Genomic DNA, 24,369 nt, shown 5'->3' on the forward strand with positions numbered 1-24,369 from the left:
CCGCTTTCTAATGTGGAGTGGAATAATGGCAACACGTAAGCCGATGGTCGCAGGTAATTGGAAAATGAACGGCTCTTTAGAGCTTGTTGAACAGTTATCAACTGCTATCAAAAATGTTCAAACGGATGAACTGGATATAGTGGTGTTTCCACCATTCCCATTGTTGAGTTCTTTGCAGCAACAAGACGTAACGTTTGGTTCGCAAACAGTCTCTGAAAACCAAGCCGGCGCATTTACTGGTGAAGTAGATGCTCAGCTAGTCAAAGATCTAGGCGCAGCTTACACGTTAGTTGGCCATTCTGAACGTCGTAGCATTTACGGTGAGTCAGATGAAGTTGTTGCAGATAAGTTTGCGCGAGCGCAGCAAGTTGGCTTAACTCCTATCCTATGTGTGGGTGAAAGCGAGCAGCAACGTGAAGCAAACGAAACTGAATTAGTGGTTGCAGCTCAAATTGATGCTGTAATTAGCAAATTAGGTGTAGCAGCACTGAAGAATTCTGTGGTAGCATACGAGCCCGTTTGGGCCATTGGCACAGGTAAGACTGCCTCTCCTGAGCAAGCGCAAGCCGTGCACAAGTTTATCCGCGAGAAGATTGCTTCTTCAGATAGCGACGTAGCACAGCAATTAACCATCTTATATGGTGGTAGCGTGAATGAAAAAAATAGCGAATTATTATTTGCACAACCAGATATAGACGGCGGCCTTATTGGTGGCGCGAGTCTTAAAGCAGATTCATTTACTGCTATCTGTGAAAGTGCAAAAGGGACCGTATAAGATGTACGAAATTTTATTAGTAGTTTATTTAATTGTTGCTTTAGCGTTAGTTGGTATGGTTTTAATCCAACAAGGTAAAGGCGCAGATATGGGTTCATCATTTGGTGCTGGCGCTTCTGGTACCGTGTTTGGCTCATCAGGTGCTGGTAACTTCATGACTAAAACAACAACAATCTTAGCGACGATCTTCTTCGTACTAAGTATTGTTCTAGGTAACCTTACTGCAGGTCAAATCAAAAAGACTGATGAGTGGGAAAACCTAGAAGCTGCGCCAGCTGTTGAAACTGTAACGCCAGCACAATCTGATGTGCCTGCGACAGAAGATAAAACGTCTGACGTACCTAACTAATTAGCTTTGCTAATTAGCGTTAAGCAGTTTTCACTCCTCAAGTAAACGTTAAGCTTAACAACATACAGAATTGTATGCGGATGTGGTGGAATTGGTAGACACGCCATCTTGAGGGGGTGGTGGCTTCGGCCGTGGGGGTTCAAGTCCCCCCATCCGCACCAAAATTAAAAAGCTGTAACTCACTGAGTTACAGCTTTTTTCGTTTTAGTGCTTCATAAAACAAAATGCGCACCTTTATAGTGCTTTTATTCTAATGCCATTCCCCTGCCCGAAATTAACTAATTGATTATTAAGTGAAATAAAACTTGGAGTCTTCCTTGCTTAACTAGAGTTGGTATCTCTACTACTTTAAGGAAGCAAGATGGCAAGAATGAGTTATTTAAGTGCTATAGAACGCTATGAAGAGCAACAACAGCTTATTCATGAACTGCTTCTTTCTATACTTGCTAGTGTTCAGGCATCGTTGACTAACAAGCAAGCGTATCAACAGCTTGTCAATCAATATCCATTTCTAGAATTGCAATATTGTTTGAATGAGCAAGGCATTCAGCAAGGTGATAATGTTTGTTTTAAGCGTCAGTACAAAAAGAAACTAGGTCATGTTGGAGCTGGGCAAGATTTAAGCGCTCGACCTTATTTTTTAGTCGCCTCTGCTGCGCCTGTTCCGCACTTTACTTCGCCATATATTTCGACTGCGACTAAGCATCTTTGTATCTCTGTGATCAAAACAATCCCTTCAGGCAACGATAAACAGCAGTTTTTAGTCATAGATGTGTGTTTAACTGAACTGATTGAATTTATTATGGGAGACACCAAGCGAGCTAGAATGACACCTTACTTTAAGGTTGGTTACGGCCTGATTGTCGCTTGCTTGTTCTGCTTGGTGTTCTATTTGTTATATAAAGTGTTTGCTGGAATGGTGGACTTAGTTATAAGCGAAGACACTCAGTCAGACCCACTTAAACCATTTACCATTATTATCTTTGTTACTTTAGCGCTGGCCATTTTTGATTTAGGCAAAACAATTCTAGAAGAAGAAATCCTCATGCATAAGGATATTTTTCGCCACAGCTCAACAAGGCGAACGATCACACGTTTTATTTCAACAATTTTGATTGCAGTATCGATAGAAGCCTTACTAACCATGTTTAAAGCAGCACTCGGGCAAACTGAGTACGTTATACCTGCTGTATTGATGATGTTTGCTGTGGTAGGTCTGTTGATTGCACTGGCAATTTACGTTTACCTAGGCGCCAAGGCTGAAGATGTGCTGACCCAGGTACAGCGCTTAAAAGTAAAACACTAATGATAGGGCGCTTTGTTTAAAACGCAGCGCCCTGAAATTGATTAAAGTGTACCGCCAATGCCAATACTTGGGTTAACGTACACAGGACCTACTTTAAATGGCGCATTAATATCTAGGCTTGCATAGGGCGTGCAGGCATTTAAAACTAAAACTGCAGCCGCAAGAGCAGCTAAGCGAATCATTTTTTTATTCATTACATTTGCTCCTGAATTACAATACCAGCACCCGCTGGATCACGAATAATTGCGATGCTGCCACTTCGTACTTTGTCATTTGGTGCCATTAGAACTATGCCGCCTGCGGCGGTTACTTTTAATAGGGTCGCTTCAACATCGGCTACTTTAATGTAATTCACCCATGTGTTACCTATCTCGGTATCTGGTTTTTTTACAAAGCCAATCGCAGGTGTGCCATTTAAGGCTAAGTAGCTGTAATTGCCATTTTTAAGCGGTTTACTTTGTGCTGAATAATTACCAAGTGATTGGTAAAAGGCTTTGCTCTGCTCTGGGTTATCACTCCATACTTCTTGCCAAATCCAGCCGTTATCGGTTTGATGAGTTTCAGGGTCACCACTAACTGTATTGATCAGTGAAAAAACAGCCCCTTGTGGATCTTCTAATACAGCAATAGTGCCACGGCCTTTAATTTCGGTACTGCTTACTAAGACTTTACCTCCGGCTGCGATCGTTTTTTCACTAACGGCAGCGATGTCTTTACTACTGATAAGGCTCAGCCAATGGCTGGCATTTTGTTTATTATCAAGTTCTGCCATACCTGCAATTAATTTTCCATCTAATGATGCCAGCGTATAGCTATCGTTAACGGTTTGAAACTGCCAACCAAACACACTGCTATAAAATGCTTGAGATTGTGACAAATTTGGTGTGATCAAATCATGCCACACAACGTGACCTGAGTTTTTTGTACCTGAATTACTGATTGCAGGTAGTTCGCTTGAGGTAAGCTGGCAACCAGTCAATGAGACTGCTGTGACTGCCATTACAATTGCAGCACGTAAGGGGGTGAGTACTTTCAAAGTTTGCTCCTTGCAAAATGGGGTCAAATAAAAGCATAGACCATTATTTGTTTGTTATTCAATCAAAAAGAGTTTGTTTAATGATCTAAAACCATTATTGAACCAGTTTTAGTTCAATAGTGTTTAATTAGGTTTATCAACTACTTTTGAATTAATTAGCGAAAAACCATCAAGTAAATCTGCACATCATTAAATCCAAGTTATTTTTGATATTAAAAGCAATGAGTTAATTATTTTCGCTTTAGTGGGAGTATCTCGGCGTTTAATTTTCATTCACTTAATCAAACTGCGAAGTCAACGGCTTAAACGCATCTAAGCAAAATTCAACAATTTTAAAATCCTAATTCACATAATCTAAAACTGTTAACGAGATAATTCATATGGAAGTGAAGTGGCTAAACGATGAAGCTATTACCGATCTTACTAGTAGTTTGTGTGGTTAATCCCTGTTTTGCATTTGATGATGTGAGTTTGACGCTAACTGGAGAGGTTAGTGCAAAGTGTGGGTTTGAAGCACAATCGACGGAACTGCAGTTTTCAGAGAGTGGCTTAGTTAACACGGTATTGGTAGTCAACTGCAATACACCTATGAAGGTGTCTATACACTCTCAAAATGGTGGATTACGTCATCAGCAAAGCAATGTAATTAACAACTACAGAATGAGCTTGTCAATTGTGAATACAGCGCTAAAAAAGTCATATATGGCGGAGCAACTTCACAACAAACAAGTATTCTCAGTGAGTGATATTTTGTTTAAGCGAGTGATGGATTTGCAGTTTCAGCTTACCGAACCACTTATATATGCGGGTGAATACAAGGATATCTTACGCATAGAAATGACCCCAACCATTGCCTCTGGTGGTGTTTGGTAGTCGCTAATAATTTTATAAGGAATAGTGGAATGAAAAAGCTAATCGCATTATCTGCAATTGCAATGTTGTCGTCTGGCGCTGCGCTTGCTGAAAACATTAATATCAGCGGTTCTGTAGCCTCTGTATGTGAGGTAAGTAATTTAGATACATCTACTTACTTTCCAAGCATTGCTAAAGATCAAACGACTACACTGGATTTTGAGTTGCAATGCAATGACTCAGATGGTGCCACACTGACATTAACAACCTCTGAGGGGCACTTGCAAAATGCTGATGACGAGGATGATGGCGTAGGTTATACCGCTGCGCTAACTGCGACACCATTTGCTTTTACACTTATTGCAGATGACGGTGATAACGATGAAAGCGCAGAGCAAAGTCAACCTGGCTCTGCAGCATTGGCAGCAGGGGGTGTTCCTGGCACGATTGTGCTGACTATTACAGAAGATCCAGTTTACTCTGGTACCTACTCAGATACTTTGATGCTAACTGTTACAGCTAACTAAGTTAATTAAGGCAGTCAAAGGCTGCCTTATCATCAAAGGAAAGATGATGCATAAACTTACCTTTTTATTCTCACTTCTTCTTACGTTTCATTGTGATGCATTTCAAGTGCAGCCAATGGTTGCAGAGCTTGCGCCAAATGGTTCTGGGGCGCAACAAACGTTGCGTGTAATGAACAATTCATCGTCTTCGCTCGCCATTGAGTTAACAGCATTTGACCTAAAGATTGAACCGTCAGGAGAAGAGAAGCTAGTACAAAACGAAGTAGACTTTTTCATTCTCCCAATGACAACCATAATCCCACCAGGAAAATCTCAATCAATTCTAATCCGCTATGTGGGCGACCCCATTTTAGCAAGCTCAAAATCATACAGGATTGGCGTTGACCAAGTGATGATTGATACAGGTGAATCGAGTCAGTCAGGTGTTGGTATAGCAACTAGTTTTCGAACACTATTCACCGTGGTACCTAAAGGAGCTAAAGCAAAGCTTGTAATTGAACAAAAACAGCAACATCAAGAAGGGCTTTGGAAAGTGCTGTTAAAAAATGAAGGCAATAAATTACTGCGTTTATCTAAAGCAACTTGGCTTATTAAACAAAATGATGACACTGTGAACTTAGCAGGTGAGGAATTAAGTCGTTCTTTATCAGGTAAGCTCTTATTGCCACACTCTACTCGAGAGGTCTTCCTAAAAGTACCTTCACAGTTTAAAGCTGAGCAAAGTCAGTTAAAGGTACAGTTTTAATGCGTATCTTTGCTATTTTAATTTTATTTAATTCACTATTCTGCGCTGCTGTGGAAGTAAGCCCAATGGTTCTAACCTTAGATCCAACTAAGCCACAGCAAGTAACTTATAGTACGATACATAACGTTTTTAATCGTGAAGTTGCCTTTGATATTGAAGTCTTTGAGGTTGATTTTTCTGGCTCAAAGCCAATGTTTCGTTATCAAGAAAATAGCCCTGTTTGGGTCTTTCCGCCGACATTACTTTTGCACCGAGGTGAAAGTCAACGAATTCAACTGCGTTGGGTTGGTGATGCTCCGAGCCTTGATAAAACTTATCAAATTAGTTTAGTAGAGCAACCACTTTCAAAGCCTACAAATGCGTTTGAGCCACAACTAATGATGTTGCTTAATGTGAATTTAATTGTTCATGTACATCAAGAGAGCTTTTTACCTGAACTTATTGTCGAAAAAAGCTTATGTAGTAATTACAGCTGTGAAATAACGGTAGCAAATAATGGTAAGGGCGCCGCCCGCCTGAGCGAATATGATCTTACGATATATTTGCCTCATCAAAAAACCGCTTCATTTAAAAAACAACAACTAAAAGCATCGGGTTATGACGTGTTCTTTGCGCCAGAAAGCAAACAGCAGATGCTCATCCCGTTAAAGGATAGCGTTAATGCAGAAGTTATCTCGCCAGACGTTGCGCTATCTCAGTAGTTTGCTTTTTTGCTCTGTGTGTATGTTTTTGCTTAATGCAGGTTTTGCCTATGCAAAAATAAATACCACCTCAAAAGAGCTTGAGCTCACGGTGAGCTGCTACTTAAATAAGCAACCTCAAGCAAACATTTCCTTACTGGTGACCCCAGATGACACCTTGCTATTAAAGCATTCAGAATTGATGGTGTTTTTAAGACCAATTGTAAATACCCAAACCCTTGAACACATAGAAATGCTTGTTGATGAAAAAGGCTTGGTAAACCTTGAAGAGCTTCAAACACTTGGCATTGGTGTTGTGTTCGAAATGCTTGATTTTAGCTTAAACATAACCTTGCCACTGAGCATAATCAAAGAAAAAAGTATTGCTGCAGTGTCAAAACGAAACCAGCAGCAAGCAATTAAAAGCGCAAACTACAGTGGCTACATTAATGTGTATTCCAGCTATGTGTATCAATCGAATCAAGCCCAAGATATAAAGCAAAAGCAGTTAACGATTAGGCCTGAAGCAGTATTAAACTTAAAAAGTTGGGTTATAGAAAACGAAGCCCAGTTCGTAGATACGCAAAGTGACAATAACTTTAAACGATTAGGTACTCGAGTAATACATGATTTACCCATTCATGGCATGCGTTTTTCCTTGGGTGATAATTACAGTGCGGGCAGTTATTTTCAATCAACAGCTCGCATCCTTGGACTGTCGCTTGCCCATGATTTTACACTTGTCTCAGACAGAACGATTCGACCAAGTGCATCACAGCGCTTTACGTTAGATAGCCCATCGTCCGTTGAAGTATATATTGATGAGCGTTTATTTAGGCGCCTGAACTTGCCTGCCGGTATTTATTCACTGGACGATATTCCGTTAACAGAAGGCAATAATCACATTGTGTTAAAGATCACGGATAATGCGGGTGTTACAAAAGAGGTTAATTTTTCGCTTACCACAGGTCTCGATTTGTTCTCTGAAGGGCAGCTTGAATACGAATTTCACTTTGGTTACCCAGCACAATTAACAGACAAATTAGACTACGATTATGATCAGCCTTTATTTTCTGGCTTTATTAACTACGGTATCTCAACAAGTTGGACCGCTGGGTTGTCAGCTCAAGGAAATGAAGAGAGCCTGCAACTAGGGCTTAAGCAAATATTTGCGACCCCAATAGGGCAGTTAGCATTTGAAAATGCAATTAATCTTGATGATGCTAAAGGCTATGCATATCGGCTTATCTATAGCTCATTTAGGCAGCCATCTCAGTCGGGGGCTGATTTCAGTATTGGCTACGAATACAGTAACCCTGAATTTTATCAGATAGCTTTCAATAATGAATTGAGCTCGCTTGCTAGTTCTAGGCAGCACTTTATCCAAGCAAATATCAACTTTATGAGCGAAACATCAATACAAACGTCGATTTTTGCCAATGTTTCTAGGCGTCATGAGCAAACACAGTTTGAAAAATCAACGGGGGTAACTGTTTCAGGCAAAATTGACACGAATCAGTGGTATTTTTCACTCGGTGGACAATGGCAAGAAACAGAGCAACATCAGCAGTGGAGTTTTAACTTATCGTTGAGTTATCAGTTTTCGCAAAGGCAAAGATTAAAGTTATCGCACCAATCTAAATACGATAAATCCAGATTGGAGTTTACTCAAAATGAAAATCAGCGCTTTGTTGGTGCACTAAATTTACGTGCAGGCTTAGAGAAAAATAACAATAACGAAGCCGTGTTTGATCTTAACAGCCAATACAATACAAATAGATTATCATTAGGTTTTGACCATGGCACTTACTACCAGCATTTAAATGGCAATCTGTTGTCTCATCAAAGTCGTGCCAGTGCTGCAGCAAGTATTGCATTTGCTGATTCTCAATGGGGGGTGGGTAAGCCTATTCAAAATAGTTTTGCTTTGATTAGTGCACACCCAAGTTTAGCGGATAAAACCATTAAGTTAGGTTTACAAGAAGAAGATTATTTAGCCACTAACTCAGATCTGCAGACCGTGTTACTCACCGATATGAATGCCTATGACAGAGCCACTATTGGGGTTGATGTTGAAGACTTAGCACCTGGTTATGACCTAGGCGCTGGTAATATTACTTTTTATCCTTCCTATAAAAGCGGCCATGATGTTGTAGTAGGTTCGCAGAACAATATCTCCATGCTGGGAACTTTAAAAAATAATGAAAACGAACCGCTTGCATTGCAAGTCGGTGAGGCGCGTTGCATTGACGAGCAAGCAGCAGAGCCTTACTTATTTTTTACCAGTAAAACAGGGCGTTTTGCATTGACTGGGCTAAAACCTTGCCAATATCAAATTGTGCTAAAAGATATCAGCCATGAGCCATTAATTATCGAAATAGACGAAAAGCAACAGTTGCATAATAAAGGAGTGATTTATGTTCATTAAACGATTTTCAAATGGAGTGCTTTTAATTCTTACTCTCTTCATCACAACGGAGTGCTTTGGCCAGTGCTCTGCAAAGATACAAAGAATTGAGCATCTATTCGATAACTTACAGGAATACCGAGCACTACAAAACCAAGACGCTGAAAAGCAGGTTAAAGTACTCATAGAGGGCGATACAAATTGCTCATATTATTTGCAGGTTTTGAGTGAAAATAATCAACAGTTGTTAGGGCAGTATCAACACATACCTTATTTTATCGGTAATTCAAACTCGCTTCTTAGTAACACATCCTTAAATAACCTCGCTATTTCTGACAACTCTATGACTTTAAGGTTTGTGATTGCTAGAGGCGTCATCGCTCGTGCTGGTCAGTATCAAGATACAGTTAAACTAATACTTAAAAATCAATTTAATGAAGCTCTTGATGAACGAGATTACGACTTTGACGTAACAATTCCGACGCATTTAGCACTGTCTTTTTTAGGTTATAACAGTGCTAGTACAAGTATCGACTTAGGAGAGCTTATACCTCAAAAGGAATATAGCTTATTACCTAGTTTATTGGTTGTCGCAAATACAGATATCGCAATGACTATTTGGTCAGAGAATAAAGGTAAATTGGTACATGAGTTTTACCAAAATGGCTATACGATTAACTACTCATTGGCCCTTGCTGGGGATTATATTGAGCTACATCACGCAATGAAAAAAAGTTTCTTGTTTACAAAGCAGACAGATTTTTTAATCCCTTTAAAAATAAAATTAGCCGCATTTAGTAATCAAGCTGCAGGACAGTACCAAGATACAATTCGCTTCCAAATTAGCCCGCAAGTTTATTGATTTTATTCATGTTCCTTTCACACCACTGTAAGGCTTTTTGTTTGTTTTTAACATTAATCTTCTGGTAAATCTTGTGCAAATGAACTCGCACCGTCGCTTCGCTAATAAATAAAGCATCGGCGATTTGAGGGCAAGTCGCGCCAGAAGAAAGCAAGTGCAGTACTTTAGATTCTTTAAACGTTAAGTTATTTGATTGAATTTGATTTTTTTGCTCAGTTTCGAGCATCACTCTCATCCATTTATCGCTCACCGTTCTTGGAAACCACAAGGATCCCTTTTTAATTTCTTGCAGTCCTTGTTCAAAAATATCTGTTTTGGTGTTTTTAAAAAATAACCCTTTTAGCTTTGGCCAGTCTTTTAATGGCAACACATCCGCTCTATCAGGCATATTAAAAATTACCAGATGATGATAACCATGCGTCTTCATAAACTCACTTATTAATTCACGGTTGGTCAAAGTGTCTAAAGAGTCGTAATTAAGCAACAGAGTTTTATCATCGTTCGCAATACAGTAAGGAAGAATTGAAGCTGATGAAACAGAATCAGCCGCGTTTTTATTAAAAAGAAAATCCATATTCACGCCAAAAACTATCGGTAAATGATAACAAGTAAATTGAGTTGCTGATTATTACGTTTAAAAAATGAAATTCCAACAGAGGAAAATTTTGCGCACATTTTTGTTTAGTTAGCTTTTGCTAACTTGGCAGCACGATATTAAACATTACCTGAGGCAGGTACTCTTTGGAAGCTGAGAAATTTCTGAAATTGGTTTCTATTTCTATGAATAATAACAAAAATCGCGTTCATTTTTTGTTCATAGAAATTGTGTTAAATGACAGGTTTATTGCGGTAATACAGAACTAAACATTTATTTTTATTTACTATTTTGTAAAAAGTTTAGTGACTTATAATTCGAATATGGGATGATAATGTGGTTTATTTATACAGTTTTTGATAAAAATCAAAAAAATTATACATATTTTCACAAAACTGACATATAATGCCCCTCCAGAGGAAAGATGCTTATACCTAAGCGTCTTTTTTTATGCCTGAAATTTACGGGTAAAAATACACACACACGGTATCCTTTGGAGTTTTAATTGAAATTACGTCACCTCTCACAGTTAACTGTAGCTATTGTTGCTGCATTATCTACTTCAGCTTTTGCTGAGCAAGAAAAAACCACTGCTAAACAAGATGCTTTCGAAAAAATCGAAGTAACAGCGCGTAAGCGTACAGAAAGCATTTTTGAGTCGCCAACCGCAGTGACATCAATCGGTGAAAACCTGATTGATAAAGCGAACATGAGCAACCTAGAAGACATCGGCAAATATGTACCTAACCTAAACATCACTCGTTATGGTGTAGGTAATGCGGCCCATGCATCTGTATTTATTCGTGGTATTGGTTTACAAGACCACGTGATCACAACTGATCCGGGTGTAGGTGTTTACTTAGATGGCGTTTACCTTGGTCGCCAAATGGGCTCTAACTTATCATTACCAAATGTTGAGCGTGTAGAGGTATTACGTGGTCCACAAGGTACTTTGTACGGTCGTAACACATTAGGTGGTGCAGTAAATATTATTACTAAGCAACCTGGTGATGAAGGCATTGTGACTACAAATGCAAAAGTAGGTAGCCGTGGTCGTTTAGCCGGTGACGTTTACTTTAATAACAGCCTTACCGACACTGTAAGCATGTCTGCAAGCGTGTCTTATAAGCAACGCGATGGTGTAGGTGAAGCGATTAACCTTGCAAACCCAGAAAAAGAAATTGGTGAAGAGCAAGAGTTAAGTGGTCGTATGGCGCTTAAATGGCAAGCAAACAGCGACTTATCTTTTGTGTTCTCAATTGATGGTGTTGATAACGAATCAGGCCAATCACCATACACAATTGAACTAACGGCGCCACTTGATCCGAATGACCCATTCAATGGTGATTTCCCATTACTTACTGAAGACATGTTACCAAGCGATCCTGATGACTTAGCAACGACGGTAGCGGGTATTGAGTCGACGGCTTATTCAGGCTGGGGTACTTCATTAACCGCTGACTGGGATATCAATAATACGTATACAGCTAAGTTCATCACCAGCTACCGTAGCTCAGAATACGAAGGGGGTCTTGATGATGACGCTGTTGCCCTTAACTTATCAGAGTTTCCTGAAGAAGGCGGCGCAGATCAATATTCATTCGAAATCCAGTTAAACGGTAGCTTCGATAACATGGACTTTGTGTCTGGTTTATACTTCTTTAATGAAGATGGCTTCACAAGCTCTGGCCCGTTTGTATTTAGCCCATTCAACACACCTGATGGTCTTCTGAATGATGGTACTACAGCGTCTTTTGGTGATTACGGTTACTTTGATATCAACCAAGAAACTAACTCATACGCAGCTTATATCAATGCGAGCTATGACCTAAGCGACGATTTAACTGTGGGCGGTGGTTTACGTTATTCAAAAGATAAAAAAGAAGCTGATGCCTTATTCCCAACGTTTGCGACACGTAAATACGTGAGTGCAGATTTTGATGCGGTAACATGGGATTTAAATGCGTCGTACCAGCTTAGCAATAACATGAACGTGTATGGCCAAATTCAAAAAGGTTATCAAACAGGTGGTTTCCCACCGCGTCCATTTGGTGGCCCTGATCAATTTGTTTCTTTCGATGAAACAAAAGCAATTAACTACGAGCTTGGCCTAAAAGGTCAAGTACATGAAGACGTATCTATGATGCTAGCGGTGTTTGTTACTGATTACACAGATCTGGCATTACCATTCTCAGATCCAACTGCAGGTGGCGGTTTCGTTACTATCGTAGAAAATGCGGGTGAGTCTAAAGCACAAGGTATCGAGCTTGAGACAACAATCGCATTTACTGATGACTTTACGCTACGTAGCGCAATTGGTTACCTAGATTCAGAAATCACAGAAGTAGATGACGGTGTATTAGGTATTGGTAAAGGTGACTCACCAGCACTAACACCACGTTGGACTGTGATGGTCGCACCTTCTTATTTCATTGATTTAAGTAACGGTGGCACAGTGGCAGTAAACGCTAACTACTCATACCGTAGCGATATGCAAGGTCAATCAGTTTACAACCAAAGTGAACACATTGATTCTCGTGAATTAGTGGGCTTCAACATTTCTTACTTAAACCCGAACGGTGACTTTGAAGTGACTCTTTACGGTGAGAACGTGTTAAACGAAGTATACGATGTGGGTCGTTTACAACAATCTGGTTTTGTTGGCGTAATGCGCAGCAATGACCGAAGTGAATTTGGCTTAAAATTCAAAAAAGAATTTGAGCTTTAATTACTAACAAAAAAGGGCAAGTAAATACTTGCCCTTTCTTTTTAATTATTTTTCTCTTGCTCGCGTTTTTCGCGCGCTTCTCTTAATTCTTCAGCCAGTTCTTTTGCTTTTTGTTTGGTTTTTTCAGAAAGCTCACCAGCCGCTTCTTTACTCTCAATCCATGCATCTAAGGCAATTTCTTTACCGTCGTCATACATGCTCAAGCCCATTTTCTTACTCTCTTCGAGTAACTCTTGCAGTGAGTCGTCGTTAAACTCATTGGTGGCGTCTTTTACGTCGCTCCAAGCATCATTTAGGGCTTGCTTTACTTCATCTTTTGCTTCGCTGGCATCTTTTTTGGCTTGCTCTGCGTCATCACAACCCGTTAAGGCAATACAGCCTAATAAAACTAAGCTTGCTAATTTGTTCATATTTTTCTCTAATGGTTAATCAACTATTAAGCAGTATAAGCAATAAAAAATGAATATAGCTAGAACAGCACGATTAAGTTTTCGGTTAATGGATGAAAATGATGCCGAGCTACTTTATGAGCTCGATAACGACCCTGAGGTAATGAAACATTTAACTCGTGGCAAAGTATCCACTATGCAGACCATTAAAGAGGTGTTTATTCCACGCTTGAATGCCTATAAAAATGAGCAAAAAGGGTGGGGGCTTTGGCAAGTAAACATCATCGAGAGCAATGAATTTATCGGTTGGGTATTAGTCAGGCCTATGGGCTTTTTTGAACAGCCTGATTTTAGTGATTTAGAAATTGGCTGGCGCTTTAAAAAAATGAGCTGGGGCAAAGGCTATGCGTCTGAGGCAGCACTTGCCATTGCTAAAGCCGTAAGCGAGCCAGAAGAAATAAAGTCGCTCAGTGCCACAGCACTTAAAGATAACCTAGGCTCAATAAAGGTGATGGAAAAACTAGGCCTTAAGTTTGTAAAAAACTATACCCATAAAGATGAGCAAGGTGAATTACCTGCAGTACTTTATTCATGTCCTAAAGAGCAGCTTAGCTAAGTTAACCGTAACTAATTGACCTTATGGGTTTCACATGTCTAAATGGTCAAAATAACATCAAGAAAAAGGAAGTACCATGGCAAATTTAGTCAAATACGCGGCACATTTGTTGATCGTTACCGCGATATTCTTTCATCCGTCAAGCTTTGCAAAGCAAGCGGCTGTCGCGATGCCAGATAGTTACAGCAGTGATACGGCGCGGGCTATTTTAGAGCAAGGCGGCAACGCCGTTGATGCGGCAATTGCGGCACAGTTTGTATTAGCGGTTACTTTACCAGAAGCCGGTAACATTGGTGGCGGTGGCTTTATGCTGATCCAAAAAGATGGCAAAGGTGATTTTATAGATTACCGCGAAACAGCCCCTGCTGCAGCTCATCGCGATATGTACCTTGATGATAAAGGCGATGTTATTGATAACATGTCTGTTTACGGTATTCACGCAAGTGGAGTTCCGGGCAGTGTTGCTGGAATGTGGCTTGCCCATCAAAAGCACGGCAGCTTAGAGTGGAAGACTCTGCTAGAGCCTGCGGTTAAATTAGCCGAGCAGGGCTTTATTGTGCATCCTAAGCTAGCCGCAAGTATCGAGCGTTACATTGCGCGAATGGCCAAAAAATCGGTAAACATTAACTTTGCTGATTACTTTGCCGATGCCAAAGCAAATAAGGTATTTAAACAGCCGGAACTTGCCGCCACATTGAAACGTATTCGTGATCAAGGTAAAGCAGGTTTCTACGAAGGTGAGACAGCGAAGATCATTGCGACGTTTATGAAGCAACACGGCGGCATTATTACTGAGCAAGACTTAAAAGCTTATCAAGCTAAGTCGCGTACACCAATTAAGGGTAACTGGCGCGGTTACGAAGTGCTCACATCGCCACCGCCAAGTTCAGGTGGTATTGCTATTTTACAATGGCTAAAAATGTACGACCTTGCAAAGCCAAAAGAAAAGCTTGAGCACAACTCAACCACCTATGTTCATATTTTGGCTGAAGTAGGTAAACGCGTATTTGCCGACAGAGCTGAATATTTAGGTGACCCTGATTTTTATGAGGTGCCAAAAACCGCTCTACTTGCAGATGATTATCTTAGAAATCGTGCAAGTACAATTCGTCCAGATGCTATTTCAACAACTGAGAACATTAAACCAGGTTTACACGAAAGTGAGCAAACAACGCATTTTTCTATCCTAGATAAGTGGGGCAATGCCGTTGCTAATACCACGACCATCAACTTAAGTTTTGGTAGCGGTGTGGTTGTATCGGGAGCAGGATTTATTTTGAATGACGAAATGGATGATTTTAGTGCCAAGCCAGGTGTGATGAATGTATTTGGTGCAATTGGTGGTAAAGCTAACGAAATTCAACCTCATAAACGTATGTTGAGCTCAATGACACCGACCATTCTACTTCAGGATAACAAAGTTAAAATGGTAACTGGTTCTCCGGGTGGCACCACGATAATTAGCTCTGTGTATGAGTCTATTTTAAATGCGGTTGAATTTGATATGACTGCAGAGCAAGTGGTAGACAGCCCACGTTTTCATCACCAGTTATGGCCTAAAAATGTGATTAGATACCATACCGGCCTTGAACCAAAGGTTGTTAAAGCGCTTGAGAAGATGGGTTATACACTTGATGAACGCCATTTTGGTGATATGCATGTGATCATCAATAAAGACGGTAAGTTAGATGCGGCATCTGAAGCATCTGGCCGTGGTAAGGCAATGGTGTTTTAATTAAACCTTAAACATAGGTACAAAAAAAGCACCCTCGGGTGCTTTTTTTGATTTGGTGGGCTGTTTAACCAATCGCTGGAATAAGCCCCGCCATTTGTAAACCTTGAGCACTAATAATAAGCACACCAAACAGGGCGGCCAGTGCTAAGCCAATATTACCGCCTTTAACTTGGTAACCCGCATCAGGTTTGCTGCTTCGTTGCTTATAGACCATAGCAACCGGTAAAAACACCGCTAAAATAACCAGCGCAATGGCGGCGTAGCCAAGTGCCATAATAAACCCTTGTGGATAGAATAGCGCAAAGCCTAGCGGTGGAAAAAAGGTGATCAAGGCTGTTTTGATACGATCTTTACTGCCATCACCTTTTTTAAATGCATCAGCAAAAAAGTCGAATAAACCTAAACTCACGCCTAAGAAAGACGTGGCCAACGCTAAATCAGCAAAAATGTTTACTGCTGTGGCAACATGTGGGCTTTGAGCGATGCTAGCAACACTGCTTACAAATCCCGGTAAACCTTGGCTTTGCAGTAAGTCGCTTTGACTCATCATACCTTGGCTAAGTAATTGCCAAAAAATGTAAATCACTAAAGGCAATGCTGCACCTGCCACCATTACTTTACGAAGTGTTTTGATATCTAAACCCACGTATTTCACAATCGATGGAATAGAGCCATGAAAACCAAACGAGGTAAACACCACCGGGATTGCAGATAAAATCAGACCTTGTTCAATCGGCATTTCAAGTAAGTGTTGGCCGTGTACATAAGGCGTCAGCATATAAAATAAGCTGGCTAGTACGCACACTTTAATGGTGAACAGTACGCGGTTAAGTTTATCGACTTTGCTGGTACCAAGTGTCACCACAGTACCAATCACAACAGCCAGAATTACTGAGCCAACTTGCGGCGCTAAAGAAAGCGATAAACCATTGTTGAGCTTTTCTTGTAATTGCGCACCACCACCTGCGATATACGCAGCGCATAATGCGTAAAACAAAAACATCACTGAAAAGTTAGCGACCCATTGCCCACGTTTACCCAACCATGACTTAGCTAACGTATTGAGGGTTGCATCTCTGTCGGCATATTGATGGAGCTCTAGCATCAGCAATGCTGTGTAGGTCATTAAAACCCAAGTTAAAAAGATTAGTGATAACGCTGTTGTGAAACCAAGCCCTGCGGAGGCGATAGGCAATGCCAGCATCCCTGCACCTATGGTGGTGCCAGCAACAATTAACATGCTACCTATTGTTTTATTTTTAAGCACTTTTTGCCCCTTAAACTTCGTGAGAGGCAAGCAAGATATAACTTGTTTAACAAAACTTAAATAGTTTTGTTATAAATCAAAGAAATTAAATGTAACCTATGATTTACATGTGCAAACAGGCTGTTGAAATCAGCAAATAACTTTTTGCCAAATAGCATGAGTATTCGTGTTGACAAAATCACCATTTAGGCGGATTCTTAAGCTTCTTCAACTTACTTTATTAAATACCATGATGCAGCTAAACCAACGACCAACAAACAATTGTATGCGCCTGACCTCATCAGTCGTATGGTCTGTTATGTGCTGCGGTTAATTAAGTAAGTTTTACTAACCGCGTTCTTAGCGGTTGGTTATTTCCCAATTAAATTCTCTTCCGCTTTTTTCGCCTTTTTAAAGGAATAAGCTTGTGCCTGTTAAAGCCTCATATTTTTTAATGGTGGTGATTTGGTCAACAACACCACTGGGTATTGTTTGGAGTAGTGAAACGGTAGCACCAACCCTGGCTGTGTTTTTACGCATGCTGGTGGGGCTGGTGTTGGCTTCGTTTGTCGTTGCTGTTGCCAATATTCGAGTGCCCTGGCATCGTCGTGCTTTATTCCTTTATGGCTATTCAAGCATAGGTATTTTTGGCGGCATGTTATTAAGCTACATGGCTGCTAAAACAGTGCCTTCAGGGTTAATATCATTGATGTTTGGCCTTGCGCCAATTTTATCGGGCTTACTTGCGCAAAAGATCTTGAACGAACCTAAGTTTAGCGCCATTAAGCTTGGCGCACTTGGCTGTGCCTTAATTGGTTTATTTTTAGTAAGCCAACGCCATATTCAAGGTGGGGTAGAGCAGCTTAGTGGCCTGTTATATGTATTTATGGCTGTGTGCTTTTTTAGTTTGAGCGGTGTCATGATCAAACGGGTAAGAATTGCTATTCATCCAATCGCCACCACATTTGGTGCGTTGGTTTTTGTAACACCACTGTTTTTTATTACTTGGTTGCTGGTAGATGGCCAACTTAATAGCCAGATGTGGAGTGCAAAATCACTGTACTCAATTGTTTACTTAGGCGTGTTTGGTTCATTAATTGGTGCGCTGGCGTATTTTCATGTATTGCAGAAGTTGAATGCCAGCACGGTCGCATTAACAACCCTGATCACACCAAGTTTTGCAATCGCGATTGGTGGTTTACTTAATGATGAGCCCATTGACCAAGCATTGATTGTTGGCGCGACCATCATTATGATTAGCCTTGCATTTTTTCAGTTTGGCGATAAGTGGTTAAAGCGCTTTAAGCGCGTGAAGTCGGTAGAAATGAGTTAAAGCTAGTAGCCGCTTCGGCGGCTACATTTTTGCAATTTGAATGACTAAACGACGGTTTTTGTTTCGGTCTAAAATGTTGTCATTGCTGGCTACATGGCGCTTTTCACCGTAACCATCGGTATCTACTTTGCTTTCATCGACCCCTAAGCTAACAATGTAATCCTTAATCGCTTTAGCGCGTTTTTTTGATAATTCGAGGTTGTTCCAGCGACCACCGTAGCTGTCGGTGTAAGATGATATTGAAATAGATTCGATGTTGGTGTCGTATTTTAAGTATTCACCAATTTTATCTAAGCGTTTTTGTGATGATTTAGTCAGCTTGCTAGTATTAGGCTCATAGTTCATCACTGTGAACGAAATATCTTCAAAGCTGTAAGGCAGCATTGCATCTCGGCACTGTAAAAACGCCCAATAAGCTTGCTTAAAGTTGACACTCGATAAACCAACGGCAATTTTATCGGCACTGTTTTGCCAGTCTTGGTAATAAAATGTCGGTTGGTAACCTTTTTCAAGTTCGGTGAGCATTTCCCAAGCAGTTTTGTTGCCAAGCTCGCCGTCAAACTTACGTAATAGTTTCATATTCGCCAAGTCGCGAGCAGGTATACCTGCACGCCAACTAGGTGGTACGGCTTTTAGACCAGCAATACTGTAGTTGTCTGGGCGTACGACCATATCAAGGTTAAAGTTTACGTCTTTATTTTTACTGGCAGTGGTGCTGAAAATTGCTTCACCATAGTAAGGAACTTCATGATTTAATTGGCATTCTAAGCGAGATGTTTTAACCATTTGCCAGTTCGACATATCTGCATTAGCGGTATACTCACGCATGGCTGCATGCGCATTTATACTTGCAACTGAGGTTAATAGGCCTAGGCTTAAAGGAAGTAATGAAAGCTTCATCACGGTAATTCTCCAACAAATCATCAATGCCAAATAATTGGCAATTTTTGTGTTTAATTGCTTTAGCGCACTAAACACAGGGCTAGCTGAATAATATAAAGCAAGTAATGTGCCTAAAAACTCAGTAAGAATCTGCGATTTCACACTATTTACTCTAGCAGAGTAGCCGTGGTTTTTGACATAATAGCCAGCTTACACTGGCAAACCAAGAAGACTATGGAAAATACTGAACAAACTCTTTTCGCAAAACGCTTTCGTGGCTTTTTTCCCGTTGTGATTGATGTTGAAACTGCAGGTTTTAACAAAGACACCGATGCGTTATTAGAAATTGCTGCATCTGTACTTAAAATGGATGACGACGGTGTGTTAAGTATTGATCATACTGTGCATTTTCATGTTGAGCCATTTGAAGGCGCTAATATCGAACAAGCGGCCATTGAATTTAATGGTATTGAGCCTTTTTCTGCTCTGCGTGGTGCAGTGCCTGAAGAAGAAGCGATTAAAGAAATCTGTAAAGTTGTGCGCAAGGCACAAAAAGCAGCGGGTTGTCAGCGTTCAGTGGTAGTAGCACACAATGCAGCGTTTGATCACGGCTTTTTAAATGCTGCCATTGAGCGTTGTAAAATTAAGCGCACGCCATTTCATCCGTTTGTTAGCTTTGATACCACATCACTGGCAGGCCTTGCATTAGGGCAAACAGTATTAGCTAAAGCGTGTAGGGCGGCAGGTATTGAGTTTGATAATAAACAAGCTCACTCAGCACTTTATGATACCGAGCGCACAGCAGAACTGTTTTGTTTAATCGTTAATCGCTGGCAACAACTCGGCGGTTGGCCATTGCCTGAAACTGAAGCGACAGAAGAAGAGCAAGACTCAGCCGTCAAAACGACTGAGTAATTTTGCCTTCAAAAAATCGTACCATGTTAGGAGGGTAAATACGTGAAAACTGTTTACTCTCTTGCGCTATCTTAAGCTCCACCCCAGGATGCATTAATTCATTCACTTTTAAGCGGCTTGTTGCTAATAAGCGCGCAATCTTAATTTTCACTAAGTGTTTCTTTTTCTTCGTGCTGGCCGTTTTAATTTTAATCTGCTGCTCGCTTGCGGTGATCTTATTAATGTAATGCGCACGCTGGGCTGGGTCTGGTATTTTACTGGCCTTTTTGCGAGCTTGTTGTAAGGCTGCCGCTTTTGTCGCTAATAACTTTTCAAAGTCATTAATTTGTTGCTGCTTTTGACGTAAATCATGCCAGTACTGAGCTATAAAAACCCGTGTTTTAGTGCCTGATGGCGCACCAAGCTCACCGGTTTCAATTCGCATCGCATCTAAAATATTGCCACCAATGATTTTGCCTCGCGGGTTATTGGCTTTGCCGACTCGAATAAGGCGGCGAGCGCTTAAGTCACAATGCAAGGCTTGGCGTTCAATGAATAAATCTTGCTCTGTTTTTATATGGCAGTACTGGGCATAACCAACAGAGATAGTGCGCGAAGCCGTGATGTTGCAGGTAAAGTTCTCGACGTTTTCACGTTTTCTGCCAACAGCCCCAAGCATCACGGTGACTTCACTTTTACTTTCAATTGTGGCTGATTCAACAAAGCCTAAAACAGTGATATCACCCGTGGCTTTGACGCGCATACCATCTTTTACATCACCGCTGATAATGACACTGCCATCAAATTCGACATGGCCCGTACTTACATCAACATGATGAAAACACAATACGTCGTCCACGCGCATTCCGCGGGGTAGGGCAACGGGCACGCCCTTAGCATCGGCAATCAACATATCGCTATTGTTTGGATCAATTCGCGTTCCTTCGAATGGCTCAAGAGGTAAATCTTTACCAGGTTTTGCAGGCATCACATCACCAAACACAGTAAAGCCATCTTCACCGGGTGTTGCAGGAACTCGTTGCATTAATGGTGTACCCGGCTTAACGGTAATAATGGCACCTAAATTACGCATGTCGACTTTACCGCCAGAGGTCGCTTGCGGGCTAAGAACGCGGTCTTGTGCTGTAGAGCATAAGCGCACGAATTTAGCATCAGTGCCTTCTTTAGGCATTCTGCCATGGGCAACAATTGCGGTGTAATGGGCGCCCGGTGGTTGCTTAAATTGTTGGCCTAAAAAGGTATCAAGCGCCCGCATACTAATGCCTTTAATAACACCTGCCTCTGTAAGCACCTCTTGCGCCATACCCATGCTCACAATTTTACCGCCACGGGCAGTTGTTAGGTTTGCTTCAACCACCATGTTTTTAGCGTCAACTTTAACTTCAAGGTGAGCATCAACCGCTTTAGCAACCACTAAAGATTGGTTTTGATATTGGTTGCTAGGTATAAACAACTTACCAATATTAGCGTCGATAAATTCGTAGCTGGCATAAGGAGACTGCTCAAGTAATTCAATTAATTGAGAACTCGTAGTAGGAAAACCCGCATCTCGAGGATGCTCACACAAAGAGACATAGCCGCTTTGTTCATCGAATGAAAACATCGACATCTGAAAAACCCTGTAAAAAACTGCCTGTTATTATAGTTATGTGTTGCTACAGGTTATTTTGAAGAAGGGTAACAACGTCTCCTATTTCAGCACAACTTTTGTACTATGTTAAGATAATGTATGCATTAAATGTAAAAATATGTATAAAAACTGACTTTTCTTGCTTGAAAATTCAGCATTCAAAAGCACTTAGCAAAAATTTCCCGATTAATGCCTTGAGTATGAATAGGCTACTCAGTTATACTGCACGGACACTCTGAATGAGATACCAAATTCAGGGGCTGATTAGGATTCGACGGAATTCAAGACGCCCGAGGTGCATGTCGAGGTGCGGTTGGCCTCGTAAAAAAGCCGCAATTTAAAGTAATCGCAAACGACGATAACTACGCTCTAGCGGCATAATAGCCCGCTAGCACTTCTCCGGTGTATGTCTGTGGACCCGGTTCTGAAGTGTCACCCTACACGGACTCGCTACGGAAACCCTGGCCGGGGTTGAAGGGCTAAAACTAAGCGGCCTCGCCTTTGCAGATCGTGTTCGTCCGAGCTGTATAAGGTTAACTAAAAGACGATACTAAACATGTAGTACCAAAGGTCGAGGCTTTTCGGACGGGGGTTCAAATCCCCCCAGCTCCACCACTTTAAAACCGCTGTATAGCACGAAATACGTGACTTACAGCGGTTTTTTACTTCTAAACCCCCACTAGTAACCCACTGCAAACCACAATTTTACTGCACACCACAAATTTAAAGGGCTTTAGAGCATTTTATGCATTTTTGTTATTCATCGAAAACAAGTCAAAACACACGATTAATGCACGAGAAAATCGCCACATTTACTGTTTACTACTAGCCTAAAGTCTCTTTAATAGCTGATGATAAACATGAATTCCAAAGATAAAAAAGCGATTGTTATGTTACTCGATAATATAGAGTTACGCTCTAAGCATACCATTGATGAACTTCAGCACCTCGTTAGTCAAATTGACTCCATTAAAAAACTAATTAAAAGTAATGATGTTCAGCAACCTAACTATGAACAAATAAAAGAGTTAGTACAAAATGAAACACCTTCACTTCGCCCGACAAGTCCAAACGATCTGATAAGACGCGAAGAAGTTATTAATATGGTTGGGCTATCCCGTTCAACTATATACACCCTTATGAAAAATTCAGAATTTCCCTTAAGTATTAAGTTATCAGAGCGTTCTGTTGCATGGCGACGTGGAGATATTCAAAATTGGATAAACGATAAAATCGCACCTAAAAACTGACTAGTAAACAAATAGCCAAAAACCACTGCTTAAAAAGGCAATGGTTTTTGGCTATTTGTCTTGGCTGAATATACGCTTTTAAGCTGCATTCTCCCGTTTTGATTTTTTTTCATATGCGTCAATGAAGTTACCGTAGTGTTGATAAAGCTGCTGTGGTGATTTATGACCCATGAGTTTAGTCAACTTCCATAAATTGATACCCTCCGATATGTTGCGTGTAGCGAAGGTATGCCTGAGTTGATATGGGTATCTATACTTCACCCCCGCCTTTTCTAAAACTTTAGACCATTGGTGCTTTCTAAAAGAGTCTTGGTTCCAGTGTTCGCCTAAGCTATTAAGAAAAACATAATCACTGTCATGTTTATCCATTTCTTCTTCGAGAAGGTCTGCAATTTCCTGAGAAATCGGAATTGAACGCCTCCCACTAATTGTTTTCGTTCCCTTTGTTTGTTTTTCAACCACAGCTTCGTAAATAGTAACCTCACGAGATATTAAACAGACATCCTGCTTTTTTAGTGCAACCCATTCGCTGGAACGAACACCAGTTTCATTGCAAAACTGAATAATTGCTTTTACGGTTCCTTCGGAAGCTCCAACAATCTTATCGATTTCATTCGGAGAAAATGGAGTCACAGCATTATGTTGTTTACGAGCATTCACATTACTTTCAACTTTAATATGCTTGCTAACCTTAAATCCTGCAACGGGGTTTTGAGCAATCAATTTATCGATAATTGCATCATCAAGTGCAGAGCGAAGAACTGACAGTCGGTTAGAGATCGTCTTTGCCTTTACTTTGGCACTTGAAGCCTTTACAAAGTTCACCAACATCAATTGGTCCAATTCTGTAACCTTAACCAACCATAAAGGTTTTAAACCATTTCGTGATTTTTTATAACCTGTCACAGTTGATGGCGCTAACCCGCGCTCTTCAGAATTTTCAATATATCTATCAACATAATCTTTTACAGTCGCGCCAGTTACTGCACCACCAAATAATTCAAGCCTTTTTGATTTTGGGAAATAATCAGCATAGAAAAAAGTGCCTTTCGCAATTTTATTTTTAATCTCACCCAGCAAGTTGCTTGCAGCATTCAAGCCTTGCTGGTTAACTTGATATCCAACGGTTTCTCGGCATTGAACTCCCTTATAAGTAAAAGCCAATTGAATTGCTGATGACAGATTGTTGTGGTATCTAATTGACACACCACGCGCCTTCTTTAATTTTTCTGCATCTTTTTTTAAAATCATTATTGTTCTCCGACTACAAAAACTCTTTGCTACCTTCTCGCCACCATTTTTCGATAGCGTCGAGATCTATTGCTCTTTCTTTTACTTCTTTCCTCTTGTGGTAATGAACCCCTAAGACCCAATACCCGCGATCTATACGCCTCTCTATAGCTCCAACCGACTCTCCGGTGATCGCACAGTATTTTTTAAGTGGAATAACTCTTAACATAACGATTTCTCAGACCTTTATTCTGGTGTTGAAATTAATAATTAAAAAAACA

The 24,369-nt window shown here is 40.7% G+C and carries 23 protein-coding genes, 1 tRNA gene and 1 other RNA gene; 17 read left to right on the forward strand and 8 right to left on the reverse strand.

Annotated features, from left to right (window positions below; all coding sequences use genetic code 11):
* The first annotated feature begins 25 nt into the window (after window positions 1-25).
* The 4 genes from tpiA (at window position 26) to MTF66_RS13980 (ending at window position 2,430) form a co-directional block, all read left to right on the forward strand.
* Complete coding sequence (tpiA, locus tag MTF66_RS13965; protein WP_248527500.1) at window positions 26-775, forward strand: triose-phosphate isomerase; 750 nt, start codon at window positions 26-28, stop codon at window positions 773-775.
* Window position 776: 1 nt separating this feature from the next.
* Window positions 777-1,124: a preprotein translocase subunit SecG gene (gene secG, locus MTF66_RS13970; protein WP_054551698.1), complete on the forward strand. Its 348-nt coding sequence runs from the start codon at window positions 777-779 to the stop codon at window positions 1,122-1,124.
* A gap of 76 nt (window positions 1,125-1,200) precedes the next feature.
* Window positions 1,201-1,285: transfer RNA gene (locus MTF66_RS13975), tRNA-Leu, on the forward strand.
* Between the two features lie 200 nt (window positions 1,286-1,485).
* Window positions 1,486-2,430 (forward strand): general glycosylation pathway protein, encoded by a 945-nt coding sequence (locus tag MTF66_RS13980; protein WP_248527501.1) that lies wholly within the window; start codon window positions 1,486-1,488, stop codon window positions 2,428-2,430.
* Between the two features lie 41 nt (window positions 2,431-2,471).
* On the opposite strand, the gene MTF66_RS13985 is transcribed toward MTF66_RS13980, so the two are convergent.
* Together MTF66_RS13985 and MTF66_RS13990 are read right to left on the reverse strand one after the other, a co-directional pair.
* On the reverse strand, window positions 2,472-2,624 hold the full coding sequence (locus MTF66_RS13985; RefSeq protein ID WP_165385100.1) for a hypothetical protein: 153 nt from the start codon (window positions 2,622-2,624) through the stop codon (window positions 2,472-2,474).
* The gene (locus MTF66_RS13990; protein WP_248527502.1) at window positions 2,624-3,466 is read right to left on the reverse strand and encodes a VOC family protein; all 843 of its coding nucleotides are present in this window, start codon (window positions 3,464-3,466) and stop codon (window positions 2,624-2,626) included. The genes MTF66_RS13985 and MTF66_RS13990 overlap by 1 nt, the downstream gene beginning before the upstream one ends.
* Window positions 3,467-3,868: 402 nt before the next feature.
* Between MTF66_RS13990 and MTF66_RS13995 the strand changes: the two genes are divergently transcribed.
* The 6 genes from MTF66_RS13995 to MTF66_RS14020 are packed head-to-tail and all read left to right on the forward strand — an operon-like array spanning window position 3,869 to window position 9,539.
* On the forward strand, window positions 3,869-4,339 hold the full coding sequence (locus tag MTF66_RS13995) for a hypothetical protein (RefSeq protein ID WP_058585432.1): 471 nt from the start codon (window positions 3,869-3,871) through the stop codon (window positions 4,337-4,339).
* A 29-nt stretch (window positions 4,340-4,368) separates the two neighbouring features.
* Entirely contained in the window at window positions 4,369-4,845 is a 477-nt protein-coding gene (locus MTF66_RS14000; RefSeq protein ID WP_248527503.1) for a hypothetical protein, read from the forward strand.
* A 46-nt stretch (window positions 4,846-4,891) separates the two neighbouring features.
* Complete coding sequence (locus MTF66_RS14005; protein ID WP_248527504.1) at window positions 4,892-5,590, forward strand: molecular chaperone; 699 nt, start codon at window positions 4,892-4,894, stop codon at window positions 5,588-5,590.
* A complete protein-coding gene (locus MTF66_RS14010; protein WP_248527505.1) occupies window positions 5,590-6,291 on the forward strand; it encodes a hypothetical protein in 702 nt (233 codons plus the stop codon). The genes MTF66_RS14005 and MTF66_RS14010 overlap by 1 nt, the downstream gene beginning before the upstream one ends.
* Window positions 6,251-8,698 carry a fimbria/pilus outer membrane usher protein gene (locus tag MTF66_RS14015; protein ID WP_248527506.1) on the forward strand — a complete coding sequence of 816 codons (2,448 nt, stop codon included), beginning with the start codon at window positions 6,251-6,253 and terminating at the stop codon, window positions 8,696-8,698. The genes MTF66_RS14010 and MTF66_RS14015 overlap by 41 nt, the downstream gene beginning before the upstream one ends.
* Entirely contained in the window at window positions 8,688-9,539 is an 852-nt protein-coding gene (locus MTF66_RS14020) for a hypothetical protein (RefSeq protein ID WP_248527507.1), read from the forward strand. Before MTF66_RS14015 ends, MTF66_RS14020 begins: the two co-directional genes overlap by 11 nt.
* On the opposite strand, the gene MTF66_RS14025 is transcribed toward MTF66_RS14020, so the two are convergent.
* Window positions 9,520-10,113: a LuxR C-terminal-related transcriptional regulator gene (locus MTF66_RS14025; RefSeq protein WP_248527508.1), complete on the reverse strand. Its 594-nt coding sequence runs from the start codon at window positions 10,111-10,113 to the stop codon at window positions 9,520-9,522. The two genes, MTF66_RS14020 and MTF66_RS14025, sit on opposite strands and share 20 nt — an antisense overlap.
* 526 nt (window positions 10,114-10,639) lie before the next feature.
* Between MTF66_RS14025 and MTF66_RS14030 the strand changes: the two genes are divergently transcribed.
* A complete protein-coding gene (locus tag MTF66_RS14030) occupies window positions 10,640-12,862 on the forward strand; it encodes a TonB-dependent receptor (RefSeq protein WP_055196989.1) in 2,223 nt (740 codons plus the stop codon).
* Between the two features lie 41 nt (window positions 12,863-12,903).
* Here the strand turns inward: MTF66_RS14030 and MTF66_RS14035 are convergent, their stop codons facing one another.
* A complete protein-coding gene (locus MTF66_RS14035; protein ID WP_054561854.1) occupies window positions 12,904-13,272 on the reverse strand; it encodes a hypothetical protein in 369 nt (122 codons plus the stop codon).
* Between the two features lie 49 nt (window positions 13,273-13,321).
* Between MTF66_RS14035 and MTF66_RS14040 the strand changes: the two genes are divergently transcribed.
* Both MTF66_RS14040 and ggt read left to right on the forward strand, forming a co-directional pair.
* Window positions 13,322-13,867 carry a GNAT family N-acetyltransferase gene (locus tag MTF66_RS14040; protein ID WP_248527509.1) on the forward strand — a complete coding sequence of 182 codons (546 nt, stop codon included), beginning with the start codon at window positions 13,322-13,324 and terminating at the stop codon, window positions 13,865-13,867.
* Window positions 13,868-13,943: 76 nt separating this feature from the next.
* On the forward strand, window positions 13,944-15,602 hold the full coding sequence (gene ggt / locus MTF66_RS14045) for a gamma-glutamyltransferase (RefSeq protein ID WP_248527510.1): 1,659 nt from the start codon (window positions 13,944-13,946) through the stop codon (window positions 15,600-15,602).
* A gap of 64 nt (window positions 15,603-15,666) precedes the next feature.
* On the opposite strand, the gene MTF66_RS14050 is transcribed toward ggt, so the two are convergent.
* A complete protein-coding gene (locus MTF66_RS14050) occupies window positions 15,667-16,869 on the reverse strand; it encodes an aromatic amino acid transport family protein (protein WP_248527511.1) in 1,203 nt (400 codons plus the stop codon).
* Window positions 16,870-17,275: 406 nt separating this feature from the next.
* On the opposite strand from MTF66_RS14050, the gene MTF66_RS14055 reads away from it, so the two are divergent.
* Window positions 17,276-18,181, forward strand: coding sequence for a DMT family transporter (locus MTF66_RS14055; protein WP_248527512.1), 906 nt, complete (start codon window positions 17,276-17,278; stop codon window positions 18,179-18,181).
* Window positions 18,182-18,202: 21 nt separating this feature from the next.
* Here the strand turns inward: MTF66_RS14055 and MTF66_RS14060 are convergent, their stop codons facing one another.
* Window positions 18,203-19,081 carry an OmpA family protein gene (locus MTF66_RS14060; RefSeq protein ID WP_248527575.1) on the reverse strand — a complete coding sequence of 293 codons (879 nt, stop codon included), beginning with the start codon at window positions 19,079-19,081 and terminating at the stop codon, window positions 18,203-18,205.
* 216 nt (window positions 19,082-19,297) lie between these two features.
* On the opposite strand from MTF66_RS14060, the gene rnt reads away from it, so the two are divergent.
* Window positions 19,298-19,978, forward strand: a complete 681-nt coding sequence (gene rnt / locus MTF66_RS14065) for a ribonuclease T (RefSeq protein WP_248527513.1) — start codon at window positions 19,298-19,300, stop codon at window positions 19,976-19,978.
* Here the strand turns inward: rnt and MTF66_RS14070 are convergent.
* Window positions 19,962-21,587, reverse strand: coding sequence for a FapA family protein (locus tag MTF66_RS14070; protein ID WP_248527514.1), 1,626 nt, complete (start codon window positions 21,585-21,587; stop codon window positions 19,962-19,964). The genes rnt and MTF66_RS14070 overlap by 17 nt on opposite strands.
* Window positions 21,588-21,864: 277 nt before the next feature.
* Between MTF66_RS14070 and ssrA the strand changes: the two genes are divergently transcribed.
* Window positions 21,865-22,223, forward strand: a transfer-messenger RNA (tmRNA) gene (gene ssrA / locus MTF66_RS14075).
* Window positions 22,224-22,468: 245 nt separating this feature from the next.
* Window positions 22,469-22,858, forward strand: coding sequence for an AlpA family transcriptional regulator (locus MTF66_RS14080; RefSeq protein ID WP_248527515.1), 390 nt, complete (start codon window positions 22,469-22,471; stop codon window positions 22,856-22,858).
* 78 nt (window positions 22,859-22,936) lie between these two features.
* Here the strand turns inward: MTF66_RS14080 and MTF66_RS14085 are convergent, their stop codons facing one another.
* Complete coding sequence (locus MTF66_RS14085; protein ID WP_248527516.1) at window positions 22,937-24,109, reverse strand: tyrosine-type recombinase/integrase; 1,173 nt, start codon at window positions 24,107-24,109, stop codon at window positions 22,937-22,939.
* Window positions 24,110-24,369 lie beyond the last annotated feature (260 nt).

Source organism: Pseudoalteromonas sp. 2CM39R (genome assembly GCF_023161845.1).